The 17,825-nt window shown below is 69.3% G+C and carries 19 protein-coding genes; 8 read left to right on the top strand and 11 right to left on the bottom strand.

What is annotated here, in order from left to right; translation table 11 throughout:
* Positions 1-95: 95 nt before the first annotated feature.
* On the top strand, positions 96-869 hold the full coding sequence (locus tag FHR19_RS16310) for an arginyltransferase (protein WP_184030666.1): 774 nt from the start codon (positions 96-98) through the stop codon (positions 867-869).
* A 6-nt stretch (positions 870-875) separates the two neighbouring features.
* Here FHR19_RS16310 and FHR19_RS16305 read toward each other — a convergent pair whose 3' ends face one another.
* The 3 genes from FHR19_RS16305 to FHR19_RS16295 all read right to left on the bottom strand — a co-directional run bounded on the left by FHR19_RS16305 (position 876) and on the right by FHR19_RS16295 (position 2,572).
* Positions 876-1,361 (bottom strand): DUF192 domain-containing protein, encoded by a 486-nt coding sequence (locus FHR19_RS16305; RefSeq protein WP_184030664.1) that lies wholly within the window; start codon positions 1,359-1,361, stop codon positions 876-878.
* Between the two features lie 8 nt (positions 1,362-1,369).
* The gene (locus tag FHR19_RS16300) at positions 1,370-1,891 is read right to left on the bottom strand and encodes a cold-shock protein (RefSeq protein ID WP_246359606.1); all 522 of its coding nucleotides are present in this window, start codon (positions 1,889-1,891) and stop codon (positions 1,370-1,372) included.
* A 105-nt stretch (positions 1,892-1,996) separates the two neighbouring features.
* Positions 1,997-2,572, bottom strand: a complete 576-nt coding sequence (locus FHR19_RS16295) for a regulatory protein RecX (protein WP_184030662.1) — start codon at positions 2,570-2,572, stop codon at positions 1,997-1,999.
* A 144-nt stretch (positions 2,573-2,716) separates the two neighbouring features.
* Between FHR19_RS16295 and FHR19_RS16290 the strand changes: the two genes are divergently transcribed.
* The gene (locus tag FHR19_RS16290) at positions 2,717-4,459 is read left to right on the top strand and encodes a fatty acyl-AMP ligase (protein ID WP_343053310.1); all 1,743 of its coding nucleotides are present in this window, start codon (positions 2,717-2,719) and stop codon (positions 4,457-4,459) included.
* Positions 4,460-4,640: 181 nt separating this feature from the next.
* Here the strand turns inward: FHR19_RS16290 and ilvD are convergent, their stop codons facing one another.
* From ilvD to FHR19_RS16260, 6 genes are all read right to left on the bottom strand, one after another.
* Positions 4,641-6,491: a dihydroxy-acid dehydratase gene (gene ilvD / locus FHR19_RS16285; RefSeq protein WP_184030660.1), complete on the bottom strand. Its 1,851-nt coding sequence runs from the start codon at positions 6,489-6,491 to the stop codon at positions 4,641-4,643.
* Between the two features lie 67 nt (positions 6,492-6,558).
* Positions 6,559-7,704 carry an aminotransferase class V-fold PLP-dependent enzyme gene (locus tag FHR19_RS16280; RefSeq protein WP_343053309.1) on the bottom strand — a complete coding sequence of 382 codons (1,146 nt, stop codon included), beginning with the start codon at positions 7,702-7,704 and terminating at the stop codon, positions 6,559-6,561.
* Entirely contained in the window at positions 7,701-8,456 is a 756-nt protein-coding gene (locus FHR19_RS16275; protein WP_246359590.1) for a tryptophan 2,3-dioxygenase, read from the bottom strand. Before FHR19_RS16275 ends, FHR19_RS16280 begins: the two co-directional genes overlap by 4 nt.
* A gap of 131 nt (positions 8,457-8,587) precedes the next feature.
* Positions 8,588-9,469 (bottom strand): type II secretion system protein GspK, encoded by an 882-nt coding sequence (locus FHR19_RS16270; RefSeq protein WP_184030658.1) that lies wholly within the window; start codon positions 9,467-9,469, stop codon positions 8,588-8,590.
* A complete protein-coding gene (locus FHR19_RS16265) occupies positions 9,466-9,993 on the bottom strand; it encodes a type II secretion system protein GspJ (RefSeq protein WP_184030656.1) in 528 nt (175 codons plus the stop codon). Before FHR19_RS16265 ends, FHR19_RS16270 begins: the two co-directional genes overlap by 4 nt.
* Before the next feature lie 103 nt (positions 9,994-10,096).
* Positions 10,097-11,071, bottom strand: coding sequence for an ABC transporter substrate-binding protein (locus FHR19_RS16260; protein ID WP_343053308.1), 975 nt, complete (start codon positions 11,069-11,071; stop codon positions 10,097-10,099).
* A 5-nt stretch (positions 11,072-11,076) separates the two neighbouring features.
* On the opposite strand from FHR19_RS16260, the gene FHR19_RS16255 reads away from it, so the two are divergent.
* The 4 genes from FHR19_RS16255 to FHR19_RS16240 all read left to right on the top strand — a co-directional run bounded on the left by FHR19_RS16255 (position 11,077) and on the right by FHR19_RS16240 (position 14,858).
* Positions 11,077-11,853, top strand: coding sequence for a type II secretion system protein N (locus FHR19_RS16255; protein WP_246359589.1), 777 nt, complete (start codon positions 11,077-11,079; stop codon positions 11,851-11,853).
* 67 nt (positions 11,854-11,920) lie between these two features.
* A complete protein-coding gene (locus tag FHR19_RS16250; RefSeq protein ID WP_246359588.1) occupies positions 11,921-13,345 on the top strand; it encodes an ABC transporter substrate-binding protein in 1,425 nt (474 codons plus the stop codon).
* Between the two features lie 5 nt (positions 13,346-13,350).
* Positions 13,351-13,770 (top strand): DUF4112 domain-containing protein, encoded by a 420-nt coding sequence (locus tag FHR19_RS16245; RefSeq protein ID WP_184030653.1) that lies wholly within the window; start codon positions 13,351-13,353, stop codon positions 13,768-13,770.
* 65 nt (positions 13,771-13,835) lie between these two features.
* A complete protein-coding gene (locus tag FHR19_RS16240; RefSeq protein ID WP_184030651.1) occupies positions 13,836-14,858 on the top strand; it encodes a hypothetical protein in 1,023 nt (340 codons plus the stop codon).
* Here the strand turns inward: FHR19_RS16240 and FHR19_RS16235 are convergent.
* Together FHR19_RS16235 and epsC are read right to left on the bottom strand one after the other, a co-directional pair.
* Positions 14,855-15,196 (bottom strand): DUF2794 domain-containing protein, encoded by a 342-nt coding sequence (locus FHR19_RS16235; protein WP_184030649.1) that lies wholly within the window; start codon positions 15,194-15,196, stop codon positions 14,855-14,857. The genes FHR19_RS16240 and FHR19_RS16235 overlap by 4 nt on opposite strands.
* Entirely contained in the window at positions 15,193-15,873 is a 681-nt protein-coding gene (epsC, locus tag FHR19_RS16230; protein WP_184030647.1) for a serine O-acetyltransferase EpsC, read from the bottom strand. Before epsC ends, FHR19_RS16235 begins: the two co-directional genes overlap by 4 nt.
* A 158-nt stretch (positions 15,874-16,031) precedes the next feature.
* Between epsC and FHR19_RS16225 the strand changes: the two genes are divergently transcribed.
* Positions 16,032-16,811, top strand: coding sequence for a sulfite exporter TauE/SafE family protein (locus FHR19_RS16225; protein ID WP_184030645.1), 780 nt, complete (start codon positions 16,032-16,034; stop codon positions 16,809-16,811).
* A 48-nt stretch (positions 16,812-16,859) separates the two neighbouring features.
* Complete coding sequence (locus tag FHR19_RS16220) at positions 16,860-17,783, top strand: hydrogen peroxide-inducible genes activator (RefSeq protein ID WP_184030643.1); 924 nt, start codon at positions 16,860-16,862, stop codon at positions 17,781-17,783.
* The last annotated feature ends 42 nt before the right edge of the window (positions 17,784-17,825 follow it).

Genomic DNA, 17,825 nt, shown 5'->3' with positions numbered 1-17,825 from the left:
CATTTCATGGTAAACCGTCTTTTCATGACTCGGGGCGACCTGCATATTGGACACGGGCCGTATGTCGCGGCCCTGTTTCAGGGGCTTTGCGAAGCGTGACTGCGCCGTTCCGTTTTCCACGCTTCTTCGTCACCAGCCCCGCGCCTTGCCCCTATCTGCCGGGCCGGCAGGAGCGGAAGGTGTTCACCGAACTGACCGGCAATCACGCCGGCGAACTCAACGACGCGCTCGGCCGGATCGGCTTTCGCCGCAGCCAGTCGGTCGCCTATCGCCCCTCCTGCCCCAGCTGCAACGCGTGCCAGTCGGTGCGCGTCGTCGCCGACCGCTTCGTCCCCGGCGCGACGCAGCGCAAGCTCCAGCGCCGCATGGCCGATCTGGAGGTCAGCGCCTGTCGCCCCTGGGCCACCGACGAGCAGTTCGACCTTCTCCAGCGCTATCTTTCCACCCGGCATCCCGGCGGCGGCATGGCGGGTATGGACGAGCAGGATTATGCCGACATGGTCGAGCACAGCCCCGTCCGCTCGTTCGTGATCGAGTATCGCGAGCCGTCGGTGAACGGCCGGCCGGGCAAGCTGGTCGGCGCGTGCATCACCGACCAGCAGGCCGACGGCCTGTCGATGATCTACAGCTTCTACGATTCGGGGCCGGACGCACGGCCCGGGCTCGGCACGTTCATCATCCTCGACCACATCGCCCGCGCGACCGCGGTCGGCCTGCCTTACGTCTATCTCGGCTATTGGGTGAAGGGATCGGCGCGCATGGCGTACAAAGCGCGCTTCCAGCCGCTCGAGGTGCTGGGCGCCGGCGGCTGGCGCGAACTGGCGGCAGAGCCGACAGCGACGCCGGACAGGGTCGCCGAGCCGGCCTGACGCCGACTATTTCTGCGGCCAGGTAACCTTGTCGCCCTCGGCCATCCCCGTCGCCGCCGCGACGCCGGCCTTTACCTCCAGCACCGCGCCCACCGGCTCGCCCGAGGGGATCGGCGTCTCGTCGAAGGGTTCGCCGCGGGCGATGCGGGCGATCGTGCCGTCGGGGCGGATGAAGATGAGGTCGAGCGCGGTCGGCGTGTTCTGCATCCAAAAGCTCGCCTCCTTCGGCGCGCCGCCGCCCGCCGGATAGGGCCAGAACAGCATCGCCGAGGTGTCGGTGAGATCGGTGCGGAACATCAGTCCGCGCTGCTGCTCGGCCGCCGTCACTGCCGGTTCGGCCTTGAACACGTGCTTGCCGCCCTTCGTCGTCACCGTGACGGGGACGATGCCTTTGGCCTGCTCCTCCGCCGTCAGCGACGTGGCACCACCAGTGCAGGCGGCAAGCGGTGCGAGCCCGGCGACGAGCGCCAGGGCGAGGATGCGCGTCAACATGGTCGCGATTATTCGGGCTTTTCGACCGCTACCGCAAGCGGGCCCTTCTCGCCCTCGACGATGCGGGCGCGCAGCCGCTGGTCGGGCTCGACCTCCTCGACCCCGGCACGGCGCAGCGTCTCCATGTGGACAAACACGTCGCCCGGCACCGAATCGCGAATCACGAAGCCATAGCCCTTGAGGCGGTTGAACCACTTCACCGTCACCGCCTCGAACGGGCCGGCGGTGTCGATCAGCTTGGTGCGATCGACGCGGTCGGGATTGCGCGCCGGCGGCATCTCGACCGCGGTGGACAGGTCGATCGACACGATCTCTCGCGCCTGAAGCCCGCGCGGGCGCTGGAGCGTGCGGCATTCGATCCGCGCACCTTCGGGCAGGCTGCGACGCCCATGTTCCTGAAGCACCGAGAAATGGACGAGGATGTCGCCGACCGCCGGATCGTCGGCGACCAGAAAGCCGAACCCGCGCGTCACGTCGAACCATTTGACCGTTCCGGCATAGATACGGTCTTGGGCATCGTGATCGGTCATGCTGCCCCCCGACAGAAAGGCCGGCGCCTCGTAATCCTCCATCCGTCTTTGCGGATCGCTACGCATGATTGGTGTACCCCCGAAAGCAGAACCTATCACAGCATTTCACGAAAGCGAACGAATGAGTCGCAAAGCAACATCGTCGGCATCCTCGAAACGGGACGCCGGTTCGAGCGATTCCAACGAGGTGGTCGCGATCCGGCGCGCGAGCATCGGCGAATGGCCCGCGCGGACCATTTGTCCCACCTGTCGCTCGATCGCCGCGCGGTCGTCGACGGGGGTCCCGAATGGACCGATTCGCTTGCGCCGGGCAAAGGCGACGGCGCTCTCGATCGTGCCCTCCGCCACCGCGTCGCCGATCGCGGCCATGTCCTCGCCCGCGATTCCCGCCGCGCCCAGCGTCTGGCGCACCCGCTGCGCGCCGAGCCCCCGGCGCGCCATCGAAGCCGCCTTGGCCTCACCCCAGGCGCGGTCGTCGATATAGCCGAGGCCGGCGAACCGCTCGACCAGCGCCTCCACCGGCGGCGGCGCGTCCTCGGCCCAGCCGCGCTCGCGCAGCTTTCGCGTCAGATAGTCGGCCAGTTTGCCACGCGTCGTCGCGAATCGCTCGACATAGCGAAGCGCCGACCGCTCGAGCGTCTTGGCGTCATACGGCCGTAATGAAGGCTTGCGTCCGGGCATCGGCCATGTTTGTGCCATAGTGACGGTCGATTTTGAACGCGAGGCCGTGCGACCGGTGTCAGCCTGCGCTTATCTTGCGCCGGTTAGAAGCCGGCGACTGGGAGGATAAGCGCCGAAAATGACAACAATCCAGGATCGCCATTCGTGACCAGTGCCGCCGCCGGAACCCTGAACGCCACGCCGAGCGCCTGTACGCTCGCGCGCCGCTTCTCCGATTTCGAGACGCTGGGTGCGGCGCTGGACTTCGCCGCCACGGGCGCGCGGGGCCTCAACTTCCACGACGCGCGCGGAACGCTGACGCGCGCCTATCCCTATAGCGAGCTTCGCGTCGATGCGCTCGAACAGGCGTACCGCCTGATCGCGATGGGCGTGAAGCCGGGCGAGCGCATCGCCCTCGTCGCCGAAACCGGCCCCGAGTTCGCGTCGCTGTTCTTCGGCACCGTCTATGCCGGCGCGTGGCCGGTGCCGCTGCCGCTCCCCACCAGCTTCGGCGGGCGCGACAGCTATATCGACCAGCTCGCGGTCCAGCTCGAAAGCTGCGACCCGCGCCTGCTCCTCTATCCCGCCGAGCTCGAGGCGATGGCCGGTGCCGCCGCGCAGCGCATCGGCGTCGAGGGGATCGCGTGGGAAACGTTCGCCGCCGCCACCGCGACCGAGACGGCGCTGCCCGAGGCCAAGGGCGACCATATCGCTTACCTCCAATATTCGAGTGGCTCGACGCGTTTCCCGCACGGCGTCGCGGTCACGCACCATGCCCTCCTCAACAACCTGGCCGCGCACGCGCACGGCATGGCGCTGATCGACAGCGACCGCTGCGTGTCGTGGCTGCCCTGGTATCACGACATGGGGCTGGTCGGCTGCTTCCTGTCACCGATCGCCAACCAGGTGTCGGTCGATTATCTGAAGACCGAGGATTTCGCCCGCCGTCCGCTCGCCTGGCTGGACCTCATCAGCCGCAATCCGGGGACGACGCTCAGCTATTCGCCGACCTTCGGCTACGACATCTGCGCGCGCCGCATGTCGAGCCAGACCAAGGCGAGCGAGCGATTCGACCTGTCGCGCTGGCGCGTTGCGGGCAACGGCGCCGACATGATCCGCCCCGACGTGATGCAGAAGTTCGTCGACGCCTTTGCCGATGCCGGGTTCAAGGCGTCGGCCTTCCTGCCGAGCTATGGCCTTGCCGAAGCGACGCTGGCGGTCTCGATCATGCCGCCAGGCGAGGGTATCGTCGTCGAGCTGGTCGAGGAAACGCAGCTTTCCGGCATCTCCGCCGATGGCGGGCGCCCGCAGCGATATCGCGCGATCGTCAATTGCGGTCGTCCGGTGCGCGATATGGAAGTCGAAATCCGCGAGGAGGATGGCACGCCGCTGCCCGACAAGGCGATCGGCAAGGTCTGGTGCCGCGGCCCCAGCGTCATGGCCGGGTATTTCCGCGACGAAGCCTCGACCGAGGCATGCATGAAGGACGGCTGGCTCGACACCGGCGACATGGGTTACCTGTCGGACGGCTATGTCTACATCGTCGGCCGGGCCAAGGACATGATCATCGTCAATGGCCGCAATCACTGGCCGCAGGACATCGAATGGGCGGTCGAGCAGCTGCCTGGCTTTAAGGCGGGCGATATCGCCGCGTTCGCGATCACCACGCCGGGCGGGGAAGAGACGCCCGCCGTCCTCGTTCAGTGCCGTACCAGCGACGATGCCGAGCGCAGCCGCCTGCGCGACGAGATCCGCGAGCGGGTGCGCTCGGTGACGGGCATGAACTGCGTGGTGGAGCTGGTCCCGCCGCGCACGCTCCCGCGGACGAGCTCGGGGAAATTGTCGCGAGCAAAGGCACGGAACTTGTACCTGGCGGGTGAGATCAAGCCGTACGACATCGCAGCGTAATTTCCTCCCCCTGGAGGGGGAGGATAGCGCAGCTTGCCGCTTTAGCGGCTAGCGAAGCTTGGAGAGGGGGAGCGGCGCAAAGCGCCGCGCGACCGTCAAGCGGTCGCTCCCCCTCTCCAACTGCGACTAGGCGGCTCACGCCGCCAAGTCTTTGTATCATCCCCCTCAAGTGGGGAGGAAATCAGCGCTCGACCTGCCCCACATCCCGGACCGCGCCGCGCGATGCATTCGTCGTCAGCGCCGCATAGGCCCGGAGCGCCGCCGACACCTCGCGCTTGCGCCCAAGGGGCTTCCATGCCTTCGCGCCCTTCACCTCCATCGCCGCGCGGCGCTCCGCCAGCACATTCTCGGGCAGGTCGATCGCGATCAGGCGGTTGGGGATGTCGATGACGATCGGGTCGCCCTGCTCGACCAGCGCGATGAGGCCACCCTCCGCCGCCTCGGGCGAGACATGGCCGATCGAGAGCCCCGAGCTGCCGCCCGAGAAGCGCCCGTCCGTCACGAGGGCGCACGCCTTGCCCAGCCCCTTCGACTTTAGATAGCTGGTCGGGTAGAGCATTTCCTGCATCCCCGGCCCGCCCTTCGGCCCCTCGTAGCGGATCAACACGACCTCGCCGGGCTTGACCATGTTGCCGAGGATGCCGGCGACCGCGGCGTCCTGGCTCTCGAACACATGCGCGCTCCCGCGGAAGGTGAGGATCGATTCGTCCACGCCCGCGGTCTTCACGATGCACCCCTCGGGCGCGAGGTTGCCGAACAGCACGGCCAGCCCGCCATCCTTCGAGAACGCGTTCTCGACCGAGCGGATGACGCCGCCCGCGCGGTCGGTATCGAGCTCGTCCCACCGCTCCGCCTGGCTGAACGCCACCTGCGTCGGCACGCCGCCGGGCGCCGCGCGATAGAATTGGCGCACCTCATCCGAGTTGGTTCGCGACACGTCCCAGCGATCGAGCGCGTCGCCGAACGTCGCCGAATGGACGGTGGGGAGCGAGGCGTCGAACAGTCCGCCGCGCTCGAGCTGGCCGAGGATCGCCATGATCCCGCCGGCGCGGTGGACGTCCTCCATGTGCACGTCGGCGACCGCGGGCGCGACCTTGCACAGGACGGGCACGCGGCGGCTCAGCCGGTCGATATCCGCAATGCCGAAATCGACCCCGCCCTCCTGCGCCGCCGCCAGCAGGTGGAGCACGGTGTTGGTCGATCCGCCCATCGCGATGTCGAGGCTCATGGCATTCTCGAACGCCTTGCGGCTGGCGATGGTCCGGGGGAGCGCGGTCTCGTCGTCCTGCTCGTACCAGCGCTTGGCAAGGTCGACGATCAGATGGCCTGCCTCGCGGAACAGCTTCTCGCGGTCGGCGTGCGTCGCCAGCACCGAACCGTTGCCGGGCAGCGCCAGCCCCAGCGCCTCGGTCAGGCAGTTCATCGAGTTCGCTGTGAACATGCCCGAGCAGGAGCCGCAGGTGGGACAGGCCGACCGCTCGATCGCGGCGACTTCCTCGTCCGAATAGCTGTCGTCGGCGGCGACCACCATCGCATCGACCAGGTCGAGCGCGCGTGCCTTGCCCTTCACCACAACCTTGCCTGCTTCCATCGGCCCGCCCGACACGAACACGACAGGGACGTTGAGACGCATCGCCGCCATCAGCATCCCCGGCGTGATCTTGTCGCAGTTGGAAATGCAGACGATCGCGTCGGCGCAATGCGCGTTCACCATATACTCGACCGCATCGGCGATCAGCTCGCGGCTGGGCAGCGAGTAGAGCATGCCGCCATGACCCATCGCGATGCCGTCATCGACGGCGATGGTGTTGAATTCCTTGGCGACGCCGCCCGCCGCCTCGATCTCGCGCGCGACGAGCTGGCCCAAGTCCTTCAGGTGGACATGGCCGGGCACGAACTGCGTGAAGCTGTTGGCGACGGCGATGATGGGCTTGCCGAAATCCTCGTCCTTCATCCCCGTCGCGCGCCAGAGGCCACGCGCGCCCGCCATGTTGCGGCCATGGGTGGTGGTGCGGGAACGATAGGCAGGCATGACGGACTTCCTCAAGCGGCGGTGAGGCGCGCCCTATGCAGCTTTCGTGCGCGAAAGACCAGCCCGACTATAGCTTTGTTGCGATCTCACCAAACCGCTCGACGTCGCGCGCGTCGTGATAGAGGCCGAGGCCGATGCGCAGCACGTCGCCGCGTACGTCGGTGACGACGTCCTGCGCGAGCAGCTTCGCCTGCCATTCCGTCGCGCGCGGGCTGCGCAGCGCGAGGAAGCGCGCTTGCACAGGGCCGGGCGGATTGACGATCTCCGCATCGCCGAGCGGCGACCGGTCGAGCGAGCCGATCAGCTGGTCGCGCAATTCGGCGACATGGGCGGAGACGACCGCGGTCGACAGCCCCTCCCTCGCGAGCATGTCGCGCACCGCGACGAAGCGGTAGAGCCCGGACGGGTCGAACGTCGCGCCCAGGAACCGGCGGCCGTCGGGCGGATAGCCCACCCCGCCGGGCGGGGCGCTCAGGTCGTCGAACGCGGCATACCAGCCCGTGACGGCCGGGCGCGCCGCATAGCCGGCCGGCGCATGGAGGAAGCCGACGCCTTCCCCCGCCATCGCGTATTTGTACCCGCCCGAGGTGTAGAACAGGCATCCGGCATAGGCCGAGAAATCGGTCTCGACCGCCATGAACCCGTGATAGCCGTCGACCAGCACCCACGGCCCCTCCGGCGCGGCCACGGCGGCAAGGTCGCTCAAGCCGCCGAACACTCGCCCCGTGCCGAACGCGACATGGCTGACGACGATCAGGTCGTGGTCGCCGGAGCGTGCCCGCTCGACCAGCCGTTCCTCCAAAGCGTCGTCCGCCTCGACGGTCTCGAGCACGACCTCGCCGTTTTCCACCCAGCGCGCGACCTGCCGCGTGAAGCTGTGGAACTCGCCCGCGGTGGCGAGGATGCGAACGGGGCGGCGGGGGATCGCGGAGACCAGCCGAACGAGGAAATCGTGCGTGTTGCCCGCGAAGCAGACGGTCGAGGGATCGGGCAGCCCCAATTCGCGCGCGACATGGTCCTGCCCCGCGGGCCACATCTCTTCCATCACCCGCTTCCACTTGGTGTCGGCGAGCCGCGCGGCATCCTCCCACGCCGCCCGGTGCCCCAGCCAGCTGGCATCGGGCCACAGGTGATGGCTGTGCGCGGCCATGTGCAGCCGGTCGGGATTGGCGGCGAGCGACCGCTGGAAAAGGTGCTTGTAGCTCGTCGTCACAGGCTCGTTCTCAGCGACCAGAGTTCGGGGAAGGCGCGCCTGGGCAGTGTCGATTCGAGATAATGGACGCCGGTGCCGCCGGTCCCGCGCTTGTGGCCGATGATGCGGCTGACCGTCAGCACGTGCTTGTGGCGCCACGTCGCGAACGCCTCATCAAGGTCGACGAGCTTCTCGGCGAGCTGATAGAGCGGCCACCAGGCCTGCTCCTCGCGGTACACGGTCGCCCATGCCGCCTCGACCGCCGGGTCAGGGGTGTAGGGAGCGGACCAGTCGCGAGCGAGCGCCGCCGCCGGCATCGGCAGGCCGGCGCGCGCGGCGGCCATGTTCGCCTCGTCCCACAGGCTCGGCTGCGCCGCCGCCGCGCGCGTCTGCGGTCCGTGGCGGGGGCCGTCGCGAAAGCCCATCATCACCTCGGCCGTGCGGAACTGGTCCGACTGGAACCCCGACGAACTGCCGAGCACATTGCGGAAGCGCATGTAGTCGGTGGTCGTCATCGTCGTCAGCACGTCCCACGACAGCGTCATCACCGCCTGGATCCGGCTGACGCGGGCGAGCACCTTGTACACCTCGGGCAGCCGATCGGCGCGGAGGAGCGCGAGCGCCTGGGTCAGCTCGTGGATGCCCTGCTTCATCCATAATTCCTGCGTCTGGTGCATCGCGATGAACAGCGGCTCGTCGGGATGGTCCGAAATCGGCCGCTGCGCATCGAACAGTGTCGGCAGCGCAAGATAGTCGCCATAGGTCATTGCCATGGGCACAGGCCTAGCGGGAGCGGGGCCCCACCCGCAAGCGGTGCCGTGCTCCCGCAGAAGCGGGAGCCCAGAGCCACAAGCGTCATCCTTCGACGCCCTTAGGCTCCCGCTTCCGCGGGAGCACATGTGAATTACTTGGCTGCCGGAAAGTCGGGCACGTCGGGCGGGATCGCCGCGCCGCGCCAGCGTTCCACCACCACTGTATCGCGCGTGCCGTCCTCACGCTTTCGCCGCTCGATCAGCGCCGCGCCCTGCTGGCTGGTCGCCCCCACGCTGGCGCGCGTGCGGACCCAGAAATGGTCGGACGCAAGCCGCGTGCCCGGCGGCATCGTCAGATTCTCGCGTGACAGATCCTCCGGCGTCAGGAACCCCTGCCGGTCGCGCACCGCCAGCAGCCGCTCGACCGCGACGGGATCGCGCAGCATCAGCGTCAGCAGCGGTCGGTCCGCCGCATTGAGGTTGATCTGCGTCGGCGTGGGCAACGCCGTCACCATCCCCGCCAGCCGGTCTGCAGCGGCGGGGTCGAGCCCGGCGAGGCGGATGGGGCGAAGGTCGGTGACGAGACCGGCAGCGCGAATATAGCCGATCGCCTGGATGATCTGCTCGGGCGTCAGCCCGGCGTCGCGGGCGATCGCCTCGAACAGAATCGCGGCCGATGCTTCGCCGGTGCGCAGGTTGTTGATATTGAACCGCCCCTCGGCATCGGCGACGGCGAGGTCGAAGGTGCCGCCGCCCTCGATCGGGATAGCGCGCTCGGCGACCCGGGCCCAGGGTTCGGCGCGGTGATCGACCTCGGGCGCGTCCTCCGCATCGCGGCGGAGCGCCGTCAGCGCTGACAGTTCGCCGCCGCGCACGATCGCCGCCGCCCGCGACGCCTCCCGCATCCGAAGCGCGCCGTCGAGCGCCAGTTCCTCGCGATTGACCATCAGGAGGACGAGCCCGCTGGCGATCGCGACGAAGAGGAGGACGTTGACGAGGATCAGCCCCTCCTCGCCCCGTGCCGGCGCCCTCACGGTCCGCTCGCCGGGCGCGCGGGAAGGGCGACGACGCGGCGCAGCGTCCCGCGCGTGCCGAGGCCCACCGTAATCTCGACCGCACGCGGCCAGTCCTCGCCGCGATCCGCGCTCGGCGGCCAGCCGGCCCGCCACGCGCCGCCGTCGAGGAAGCGCGCGTCGAGGCCGGTGACGCCCGCCATCACCGGCTGCGGCGCACCGCCGACCAGCCGCGTGAGCGTATCGCCCGTCCGTATCCAACGGACCTCGACCGGCGCGCCGCCGAGGCCGGGAGCGGCGCGGGTGAAGATGAGCTCGTGCCCGTTCGACACGATCCGCCCGCGCGCGATCTGGTCGATGTCGCTCGTCAGCACATAGACCGCGCGCGCCATCGCCCCCTGATCGTCGAGCCGCGCGGCGGTCCGCCCCTGCACGCCGAGGATCGAATCGACCAGCGCGATCCCCGCCACCGCGATCAGCGCGAACAGCGCGAGCGAGATCATGAGTTCGATGAGAGTGAAGCCGGCCTCAGCCTCTCTCGTCATCCCGGACTTGATCCGGGATCCCGCTTCTACTTCTGCAAGTGAAAGGCAGCGGGACCCCGGATCAAGTCCGGGGTGACGGCGCGGGGGGGGGAAGTCCACCCCCTCAAGCCCCGCGGCTGGTTGCGACCTTGGCATAGCCCTCGGGTCCGGCAACGACGATCGCCATGTCGCGCGCGACGCTGCCGTCCTCGCGGAAGCGAAGCGGGCCGGTCGCGGTGTCGAAACCCGGTTCGGCGAGCAGCCCGGCGCGGCTCAACGCGTTCTTTTCCCGCAGCGTCTTCGAAATCGCCGCCGCGTCATAGGCGAGCGCCGCGATCACCCCCGCATTCCCACCCATCCGCGATTCATACGCCTGCGAAAACGCCGCGAACGCCGCCGGATCGGGGCTCGCCAGCCACGCGCCGTCGAGCACCGCGAGGCTGGCAGGCCGGTGGTCGAGCGCCTGGACGGTGCCGAGCAGCTGGATGCCCGTGTCCTTCAGGTTGCGCGCCGCCGCCATGACGGGATCGCCGCCACCCGGGATCAGCACCGCATCGGGCGCATCGCCCGCTGCCGGCAGCGGCTGACCCGCCGCCACGTCGATGCGGCGCACATCGAGGTTGAGCTCGCCCTGCAGCGCCGCCGCCGCCTCCGCCGCCGCGACCGCCCAGCGCGATCCGTCGGCGATCGTCGCCACCCGCCGTACGCCGCGCGAGCGCGCATAGCGAAGGATCGCGCCCGTCGACTGGCGCGCGGTGATGCCCATCGTGAACGCCCCCGGCGCCCGCGCACCGGGATCGTTGGTAAAGGCGAGGACGGGGACGCTCGCCCCCGCGACGCCCGCAACCGGCCCGACTTCCTCGGCCAGCAGCGGGCCGAGGATCATCGCCACCTTGCGCTTCATCGCCGCCTCTGCCGCCGCCTGCGCGCCCGCCGCGGTACCGCCGGTATCGAACACGATCAGGCGGCCGGGCGTGTTTTCGGCGAGCATCGCCGCGCGCTCCATGCTAGTCCCCAGCGCCGCGCGCGGTCCGGTGCGCGGGATCAGGAGCGCGACGGGCCGCTTGTCGACCTTTGCCGCTGCCCAGACGGGGGACACGACGGATGCAGACGCTGCTGCGACGAGGGACGATCGCAGAAACGCTAGCGCGGCCCGCCGATCCAGCGGCGTTGCTCCCGAAGGCGGATGGTGCGGCACGCCGGCGTCTTATCCTGTTCGGCAGCATCGGCATAGCCGCCTATGCGATCGCGATGCTGGCGACGATGCCGGCCAGCGTCTTCATCAAGAACCGGCCGTGGCGCACCGGCGTCGCGGGCACGGTGTGGTCGGGCGAAGTGGGCGTCGCGGGGGGCAGCATCGTCCGCTGGACCTTTGCGCCGCTCCGCTCTCTGACGTCCCTGGGCTTCGCGGTCGACTGGCGCGCGAGCGGGGAGAATACCGACCTTGGCGGACAGGCGCTGCTGCGGCCGGGCGGGGTACGGCTCGACAATGTCAGCGGGACGGCGAACGGCACGCTCCTGTCCGCACTACTCCCCGATGTCGGCTTCACCTGCGACCTCACCATGCAGGCCGAGTTTCCGCACCTGTCGTTCGGGCCGGGCCATGGCCTGATCGAGGGGCAGGCGACGATCGATCCCGGCGCCTGCCGCAAGACGCCCGACGGCGCGCGTGTCCCCACCCCGGCGATGATCCTCACCGCCGAGCATCTGGGCACCGACAGCCGCATCCGCCTGGCCCCCATCGGCCAACGCCGACGCACGCTGATCGACTCGACCGTTAGCGAGGATGGCGGGTACAAGGTGATGCTGACCCCCGATGGCGCGGCGATGCTGCCGTTCACCGGCCTGCCCGCCGGCGTCGGCATCGAAAGCAGCTTCTGATCGCGGCACCGACCGCCCGATGGATCGTTACCGGGTCGAACCGATGCGCCGCCTAGCCCCCCTTCTCATGCTCGCCGCGCTGGCCGGGTGCGATCGCCGGCCCGACGACGTGCCCGTGGTGGTGAGCGCGATCGGATTTGGCGTGCCGCGCCTGCCCATGCGGCCGGGCGACGCGCTGCCGTTGCCCGCCGCGCTGTTCACTGCCTCCACTGCACAGGGCCTCGTCCGCTTCGATGCGTCGGGACAGGTCGAGCCGGGGCTGGCCGAACGCTGGATCGTCATCGACGAGGGGCGCAGCTATATCTTCCGCCTCGCCGATGCCGAATGGGCGAACGGCGACCGCGTGACCGCGCGCGAGGTCGTGGCCGGCCTCAAACGCGCGATCGCAAACCCGCGCAACCCGCTGCGCCCGCACCTGACCGCGATCGACGAAGTGGTAGAGATGACGCCACTCGTCATCGAGGTTCGCCTGTCGCGCCCACGCCCGGACCTGCTCCCGCTATTCGCGCAGCCCGAACTCGCCATCCCCGGTCCGCGCGGCGGCGGCAGCGGGCCGTTCCGCATCGAGCGTGCGGGCAATGCCCCCCGCCTGCGCCCCGGCTACGACCCGACCGCCGCCGACGATGCGCCAGAGGCGCCCGACGCCGCCGAGTTCGTTCAGATCCACGCCGAGCGGCCCGCCTACGCCATCCTGCGCTTTCGCGAGCGCCAGTCGGATTACGTCACCGGCGGCACCTTTGCCGACTGGCCGCTGGTCGATGCCGCCGACGTGTCGCCGCCAAACCGCCGGCTGGACCCCGCGCGCGGGCTGTTCGGACTTTCGGTCGCGCGGCGTCAGGGCTTCCTCGCCGCTGCCGATCGGCGAGAGGCGGTGGCGATGGCGATCGACCGGAATGCGCTGACCCGCGACTTCGCTCCCGACTGGACCCCGGCGGAAACGGTGCTGCCCGATCAGCTCGATTCGGTGACGCAGCCGGCGCGCGCGCCGTGGCTCGCCTTCGATCTCGACGCGCGGCGGGCGGCGGCGCAGGTGCGGGTGACCGAATGGCGCGCGGCGAATGGCGGGACCGCGCCCGAGCTGACGATCGCAATGCCGGCGGGGCCGGGCGCCAGCCGCCTTGCCGCGCGGTTGACCGCCGATCTCGCCAGCATCGGCATTCTCGCACGGCGCGTGGCGCCGGGCACCCGCGCCGACCTGCGTCTCGTCGACCTCATCGCACCCTATGACAGCGCGCGCTGGTACCTGCGCATGGCGTGCCAGCCGTGCGCGCAACCGATCGCCGACACGCTGGAGCGTGCGCGCGAAAGCGGCAACCTTATCGAGCGCAGCCGCCTGCTGGCCGAGGCGGACGTCGCGCTGGTGCAGGACGTGGCGTTCATTCCGCTCGCCCAGCCGCTGCGCTGGTCGCTGGTCGCGCTGCGCCTTCGCGAATGGCGGGCGAATGCGCGCGCGTGGCATCCATTGAATCACCTGCGCCGCGAGACCAACTAGGGTTCATGGCACAGACCCGCCGCATCGACCCCGCGATCTTCGATCGCCTCCCCCTCAAGCGCGACGCGCAGTCGTGCCGCACCCGCATCGAGGCGATCGAGCGGGTGATGGAACGCGCCGTCGTTATTCCGGGGATCAACCGCCCGGTCGGCCTCGACGTGATCCTCGACCTCATTCCGGTCGCGGGCAGCTTCGTCGGTGCGGCGGCGGGCGCGTACATGCTGTGGGAAGCGCGCAATCTCGGCATGTCGAAGCTCGCGATGGCGCGAATGGCGGGCAATGTCGGCGTCGACTGGGCGCTGGGGCTGATCCCCGGGATCGGCATCATTCCCGATTTCTTCTTCCGGTCGAACACGCGCAACCTGCGCATCATCCGCCGCCACCTCGACAAGCATCACCCCGCCACGGTGACCGTCCAGGGCTGACCCATTCGGTGTATTGCAAGGCTACGACACTAGTGTCATAGTCGGGCAATACAGGAGGGAAAGCCATGTATAGCGAATCCGATCTCGATGCTGCGGTGACGGCGGGGGCGATCAGTCCCGCCGCCGCGGAAAGCCTGCGCGCGCACGTCGCCGCGCAGCGCAACACCCCCGCCGTTGACGAGGAATCGTTCCGGCTGCTGACCGGGTTCAACGACATCTTCGTCGCGGTCGCGCTCGCCCTGCTGCTCGCCGCGATCGGCCAGATCGGCGCGGCGATCACCCCGGCGATGGGCGGCGCGGGGGTCGCGGTCGCCGCGTGGCTGCTGGCCGAGTATTTCACGAAGCGGCGACGGATGGCGCTGCCCAGCATCCTGCTGCTCGGCGCGTTCGTCGGCGGCGTGGTGGCGACGCCGATCGGCGCGCTGGTCGCGCTCGAGCCGAACTACGGCGACCGGGTGAATGCGCTGATCCTGGCCGGCGTCGGCCTGACCGGCGTCGCGGCGGCGTGGGCGCACTGGCGGCGGTTCATGGTGCCGATCACCGTCGCGGCGGGCGCGCTGGCGCTGACCGGCGCGGGCGTCGGCGCCGCTTTCGCGATCTGGCCGGGCCTCGACGACGCGGCGCTGCCGCTGGTGCTGGCGGCAGGCCTTGCCACCTTTGCCCTCGCAATGCGCTGGGACATGAGCGACCGGGCGCGCACGACCCGGGCGAGCGACGTGGCCTTCTGGCTCCACCTCGCCGCCGCGCCGCTGATCGCGCATCCGATCTTCAACATGCTGGGCGTGTTCGAGGGGCCGGTGGGGCCGGCGATCGCCGCGCTGGTGCTCGCGCTCTATCTTGGCTTCGCGGTCGTCGCGCTCGCCGTCGATCGCCGCGCGCTGCTCGTCTCCAGCCTCGCCTATGTCCTGTTCGCGCTTTACGAGCTGTTCCGCAGCGCCGGCGCGGTCGAACTGGGTACGGCGTTCACGGGCCTCATCATCGGATCGGCGCTGCTCACGCTCTCGGCCTTCTGGCAGCCGATGCGGCGGCGAGTGGTAACGATGCTGGGCGAAAGCGCGGCGATGCGGTTGCCACCAGCGGTCGCCTAATCCTCGACGATCTTCATCAGCCGGCGTTCGAGGGGGGCCAGGACGCCGGCCAGATCGTGCCCGCGCTTCAGGATCGCGCCGCCTTCGCTGACCAAAGCCCACATGCCCTGTTTCTGGCGCAGCGCCGGGCGCTTCTCGATCCGCACCTCGGGCCGTTCGGCGGCGCGGCGGAAGGCGGCGAACACCGCCGCCTCGCGACCCAGCTCGATCGCATAGTCGCGCCAGTGCCCCGCCGCGACCATCCGGCCATAGAGGTCGAGGATGCGGTTGAGCTCCAGCCGCTCGAACCCGATCTGCGGCGTGCGGCGCGTGGCGAGATTGACGACCTCTGCCGTCACGCGCTGTCCCGGCGCCCTTCTTCCTCGGCGACGAGCGCGTCGAGGCGCTTCCTCAGCGTCTCGATCTCGCAGCGCAGGATCTCGACCCGCTGCGTCGCGGGGTCGAACATCTCGGCACACGGTGTGCCATAGGGGACGAAGGGCTTCTGGTACGTCTCGGCCTCGACCAGCGTCGACTTGGCGGGAATACCGACCATCGTCGCGCCTTCGGGCACGTCCTTCGTCACGACCGCGTTGGCGCCGACGCGCGCGCGCGGACCGACGGTGATCGGGCCGAGCACCTGCGCACCCGATCCGATGATGACGCCGTCCATCAGCGTCGGATGCCGCTTGCCCGCGACACCGTTGTCGGGACTGGTGCCGCCCAGCGTCACGCACTGATAGATGGTCACGTCGTCGCCGATCACCGCGGTCTCGCCGATGACGGTAAAACCGTGGTCGATGAAGAAATTGCGCCCGATCGTCGCGCCCGGATGAATGTCGATCGCCGTCATCCAGCGCGACCAGTGATTGACGAGCCGCGCGGCGAAGAACCATCCGCGCCGATACAGCGCGTTGGCGATCCGGTGATAGCCGAGCGCCCAGACGCCCGGATAGAGCATGATCTCGGCCCGCGACCGCGGCGCGGGATCGCGCGCGCGGATCGAATCGAGATAGACGCGAAGCGCCGCAAGCATGGCGTGTCCCCTAGCCACGAAGATTGGCATGTAGGACGCCGCACAGGTCATTCCAAGCGCGGAACCGTTGCCGCTTGGCAACGCTAAACCCGAACTGTCTTGTTTCCGGGCGGCGGGGGCGGCAATCCCCATCATCGCACTCTACGATAAGGACGCGCATGTTCGAGGGGGTTCAGGTTGCCGAATTGCTGCCGTACATCGCGGTCGGCCTCGTCGCGCAGATCGTCGACGGCGCACTCGGCATGGCGTTCGGGGTGATCTCGAGCACGCTGCTGGTCAGCGTCATCGGCGTGCCGCCCGCCACCGCCTCGGCCGGCGTCCACCTCGTCGAATGCGCGACGACGGGCGTGTCGGGGATCAGCCACGCGCTGCACAAGAACGTCAACTGGCGGATGTTTTGGCGCCTCCTCCTCCCCGGCATCGTCGGCGGCGTGACGGGGGCGTATCTGCTCACCTCGATCGATGCATCGGTGACGCGGCCGGTCGTGATGGCGTATCTGTCGGGGATCGGCCTCTACCTCCTCTGGCGCGGGCTTCGCTATCCGCCGCACCGGGAGCGGGAGCCGAAGATCATCGAGCCGCTGGGGCTGGCCGGCGGGTTCCTCGATGCCGCGGGGGGCGGTGGATGGGGGCCTGTCGTGACCTCCAACCTGCTCATCCAGGGCGGCACGCCGCGCACCACCATCGGCACGGTCAATTCGGTCGAGTTCTTCTTGACCGTCTCGGTCTCGATCACCTTCCTGATCGGCATCGGCACCAAGGGGTTTGGCCCCGATTTCTGGCACCCGGTCCTCGGCCTACTGATCGGCGGCGTCATCGCCGCGCCGTTCGGCGCGATGATCGCCAAGCGCGTGCCGACCAAGACGCTGCTGGTGCTCGTCGGCATCGTCCTGACCGCGACCAGCCTGTTCAGCATCTATCGCTTCTTTTCGGCCTGATCCGCGCCGCCTATTGATCGACTGAACCGATCAATCCATCTGTCGGGGATGACGACCTACCTCCCCACGCTGAAGCAGCTCCAGTATCTGGTGGCGCTGAACGACGCGGGGCATTTCGGGCGCGCGGCCGACGCCTGCTACGTCACGCAATCGACGCTCTCGGCGGGCATCCGCGAGCTCGAGACGCTGATTGGCGTGACGCTGGTCGAGCGGACACGGCGGGTCGTGCGCTTCACCCCGCTCGGCGAGCGGATCGCGGACAAGGCGCGCCGCGTGCTTCGCGAGGCGGACGAACTGGGCGAGATCGCGCGTGCAGCCGGCCGCCCGCTGACCGGCGAGATGCGGATGAGCGTCATCCCGACGATCGCCCCCTTCCTGCTGCCCCAGATCCTGCCGCAGCTGAGGCGCGAATATCCCGACCTCAAGCTCTTCCTGCGCGAGGAGCCGACGGGGCCGGCGTGCGAGGCGCTGCATTCGGGCCGCACCGACTGCGTGCTCCTCGCGCTGCCCTATGCCTGCGGCGAGGTGGAGGTCGAGCCGCTGTTCGCCGACCGCCTGTTCGTCGCCTTCCCCCAGGCCGATACGCTGCCCGGCTCCGGGCCGGTGATGGCCGACGACATCGACGAGACGCGGCTCTTGCTGCTCGAGGACGGTCATTGCCTGCGCGATCATGCGCTGGCGGTCTGCGCCACTAGCGAACTGCGCGGACAGGCGGCGATGCTCGGCACCTCGCTGCACACGATCGTGCAGATGGTGGAAAACGGCCTCGGCGTCACGATGCTGCCCGAAATGGCGATCGGCGCGGGGATCCTGCGCGGCACGCATATCGACGCGCGGCCGATCGATGCCGAGCGGGCGGAGCGCCGCATCGCGCTCGTCTGGCGCAAGGCGAGCCCGCGCGAGCGCGACTTCCGGCTGCTGGCCGGGGTGCTGCGGACCGCCGCTGCCGAGCGTACGGACCAAGGTCGGTAGGGGAAACCATCGCAGCACTGAAACGTAGATCAATCGCGCGCC

It is taken from the genome of Sphingomonas yantingensis (genome assembly GCF_014199325.1).
Classification (GTDB): Bacteria; Pseudomonadota; Alphaproteobacteria; order Sphingomonadales; family Sphingomonadaceae; genus Sphingomonas; species Sphingomonas yantingensis.
Note: the sequence above shows the minus strand (reverse complement) of the source record. Positions and strands in the feature narration are given on the sequence as shown.

What these genes read in the sequence shown, in the direction of transcription:
- FHR19_RS16275 (WP_246359590.1), bottom strand. Translation starts at nt 8,456, where the DNA reads ATGGCAATGACCTATGGCGACTATCTTGCGCTGCCGACACTGTTCGAT.
- FHR19_RS16250 (WP_246359588.1), top strand. Translation starts at nt 11,921, where the DNA reads ATGCTCGCCGCGCTGGCCGGGTGCGATCGCCGGCCCGACGACGTGCCC.
- FHR19_RS16295 (WP_184030662.1), bottom strand. Translation starts at nt 2,572, where the DNA reads ATGCCCGGACGCAAGCCTTCATTACGGCCGTATGACGCCAAGACGCTC.
- FHR19_RS16255 (WP_246359589.1), top strand. Translation starts at nt 11,077, where the DNA reads ATGCAGACGCTGCTGCGACGAGGGACGATCGCAGAAACGCTAGCGCGG.
- FHR19_RS16245 (WP_184030653.1), top strand. Translation starts at nt 13,351, where the DNA reads ATGGCACAGACCCGCCGCATCGACCCCGCGATCTTCGATCGCCTCCCC.
- FHR19_RS16220 (WP_184030643.1), top strand. Translation starts at nt 16,860, where the DNA reads ATGACGACCTACCTCCCCACGCTGAAGCAGCTCCAGTATCTGGTGGCG.
- FHR19_RS16265 (WP_184030656.1), bottom strand. Translation starts at nt 9,993, where the DNA reads ATGACGAGAGAGGCTGAGGCCGGCTTCACTCTCATCGAACTCATGATC.
- FHR19_RS16225 (WP_184030645.1), top strand. Translation starts at nt 16,032, where the DNA reads ATGTTCGAGGGGGTTCAGGTTGCCGAATTGCTGCCGTACATCGCGGTC.
- FHR19_RS16240 (WP_184030651.1), top strand. Translation starts at nt 13,836, where the DNA reads ATGTATAGCGAATCCGATCTCGATGCTGCGGTGACGGCGGGGGCGATC.
- FHR19_RS16300 (WP_246359606.1), bottom strand. Translation starts at nt 1,891, where the DNA reads ATGACCGATCACGATGCCCAAGACCGTATCTATGCCGGAACGGTCAAA.
- ilvD (WP_184030660.1), bottom strand. Translation starts at nt 6,491, where the DNA reads ATGCCTGCCTATCGTTCCCGCACCACCACCCATGGCCGCAACATGGCG.
- epsC (WP_184030647.1), bottom strand. Translation starts at nt 15,873, where the DNA reads ATGCTTGCGGCGCTTCGCGTCTATCTCGATTCGATCCGCGCGCGCGAT.
- FHR19_RS16305 (WP_184030664.1), bottom strand. Translation starts at nt 1,361, where the DNA reads ATGTTGACGCGCATCCTCGCCCTGGCGCTCGTCGCCGGGCTCGCACCG.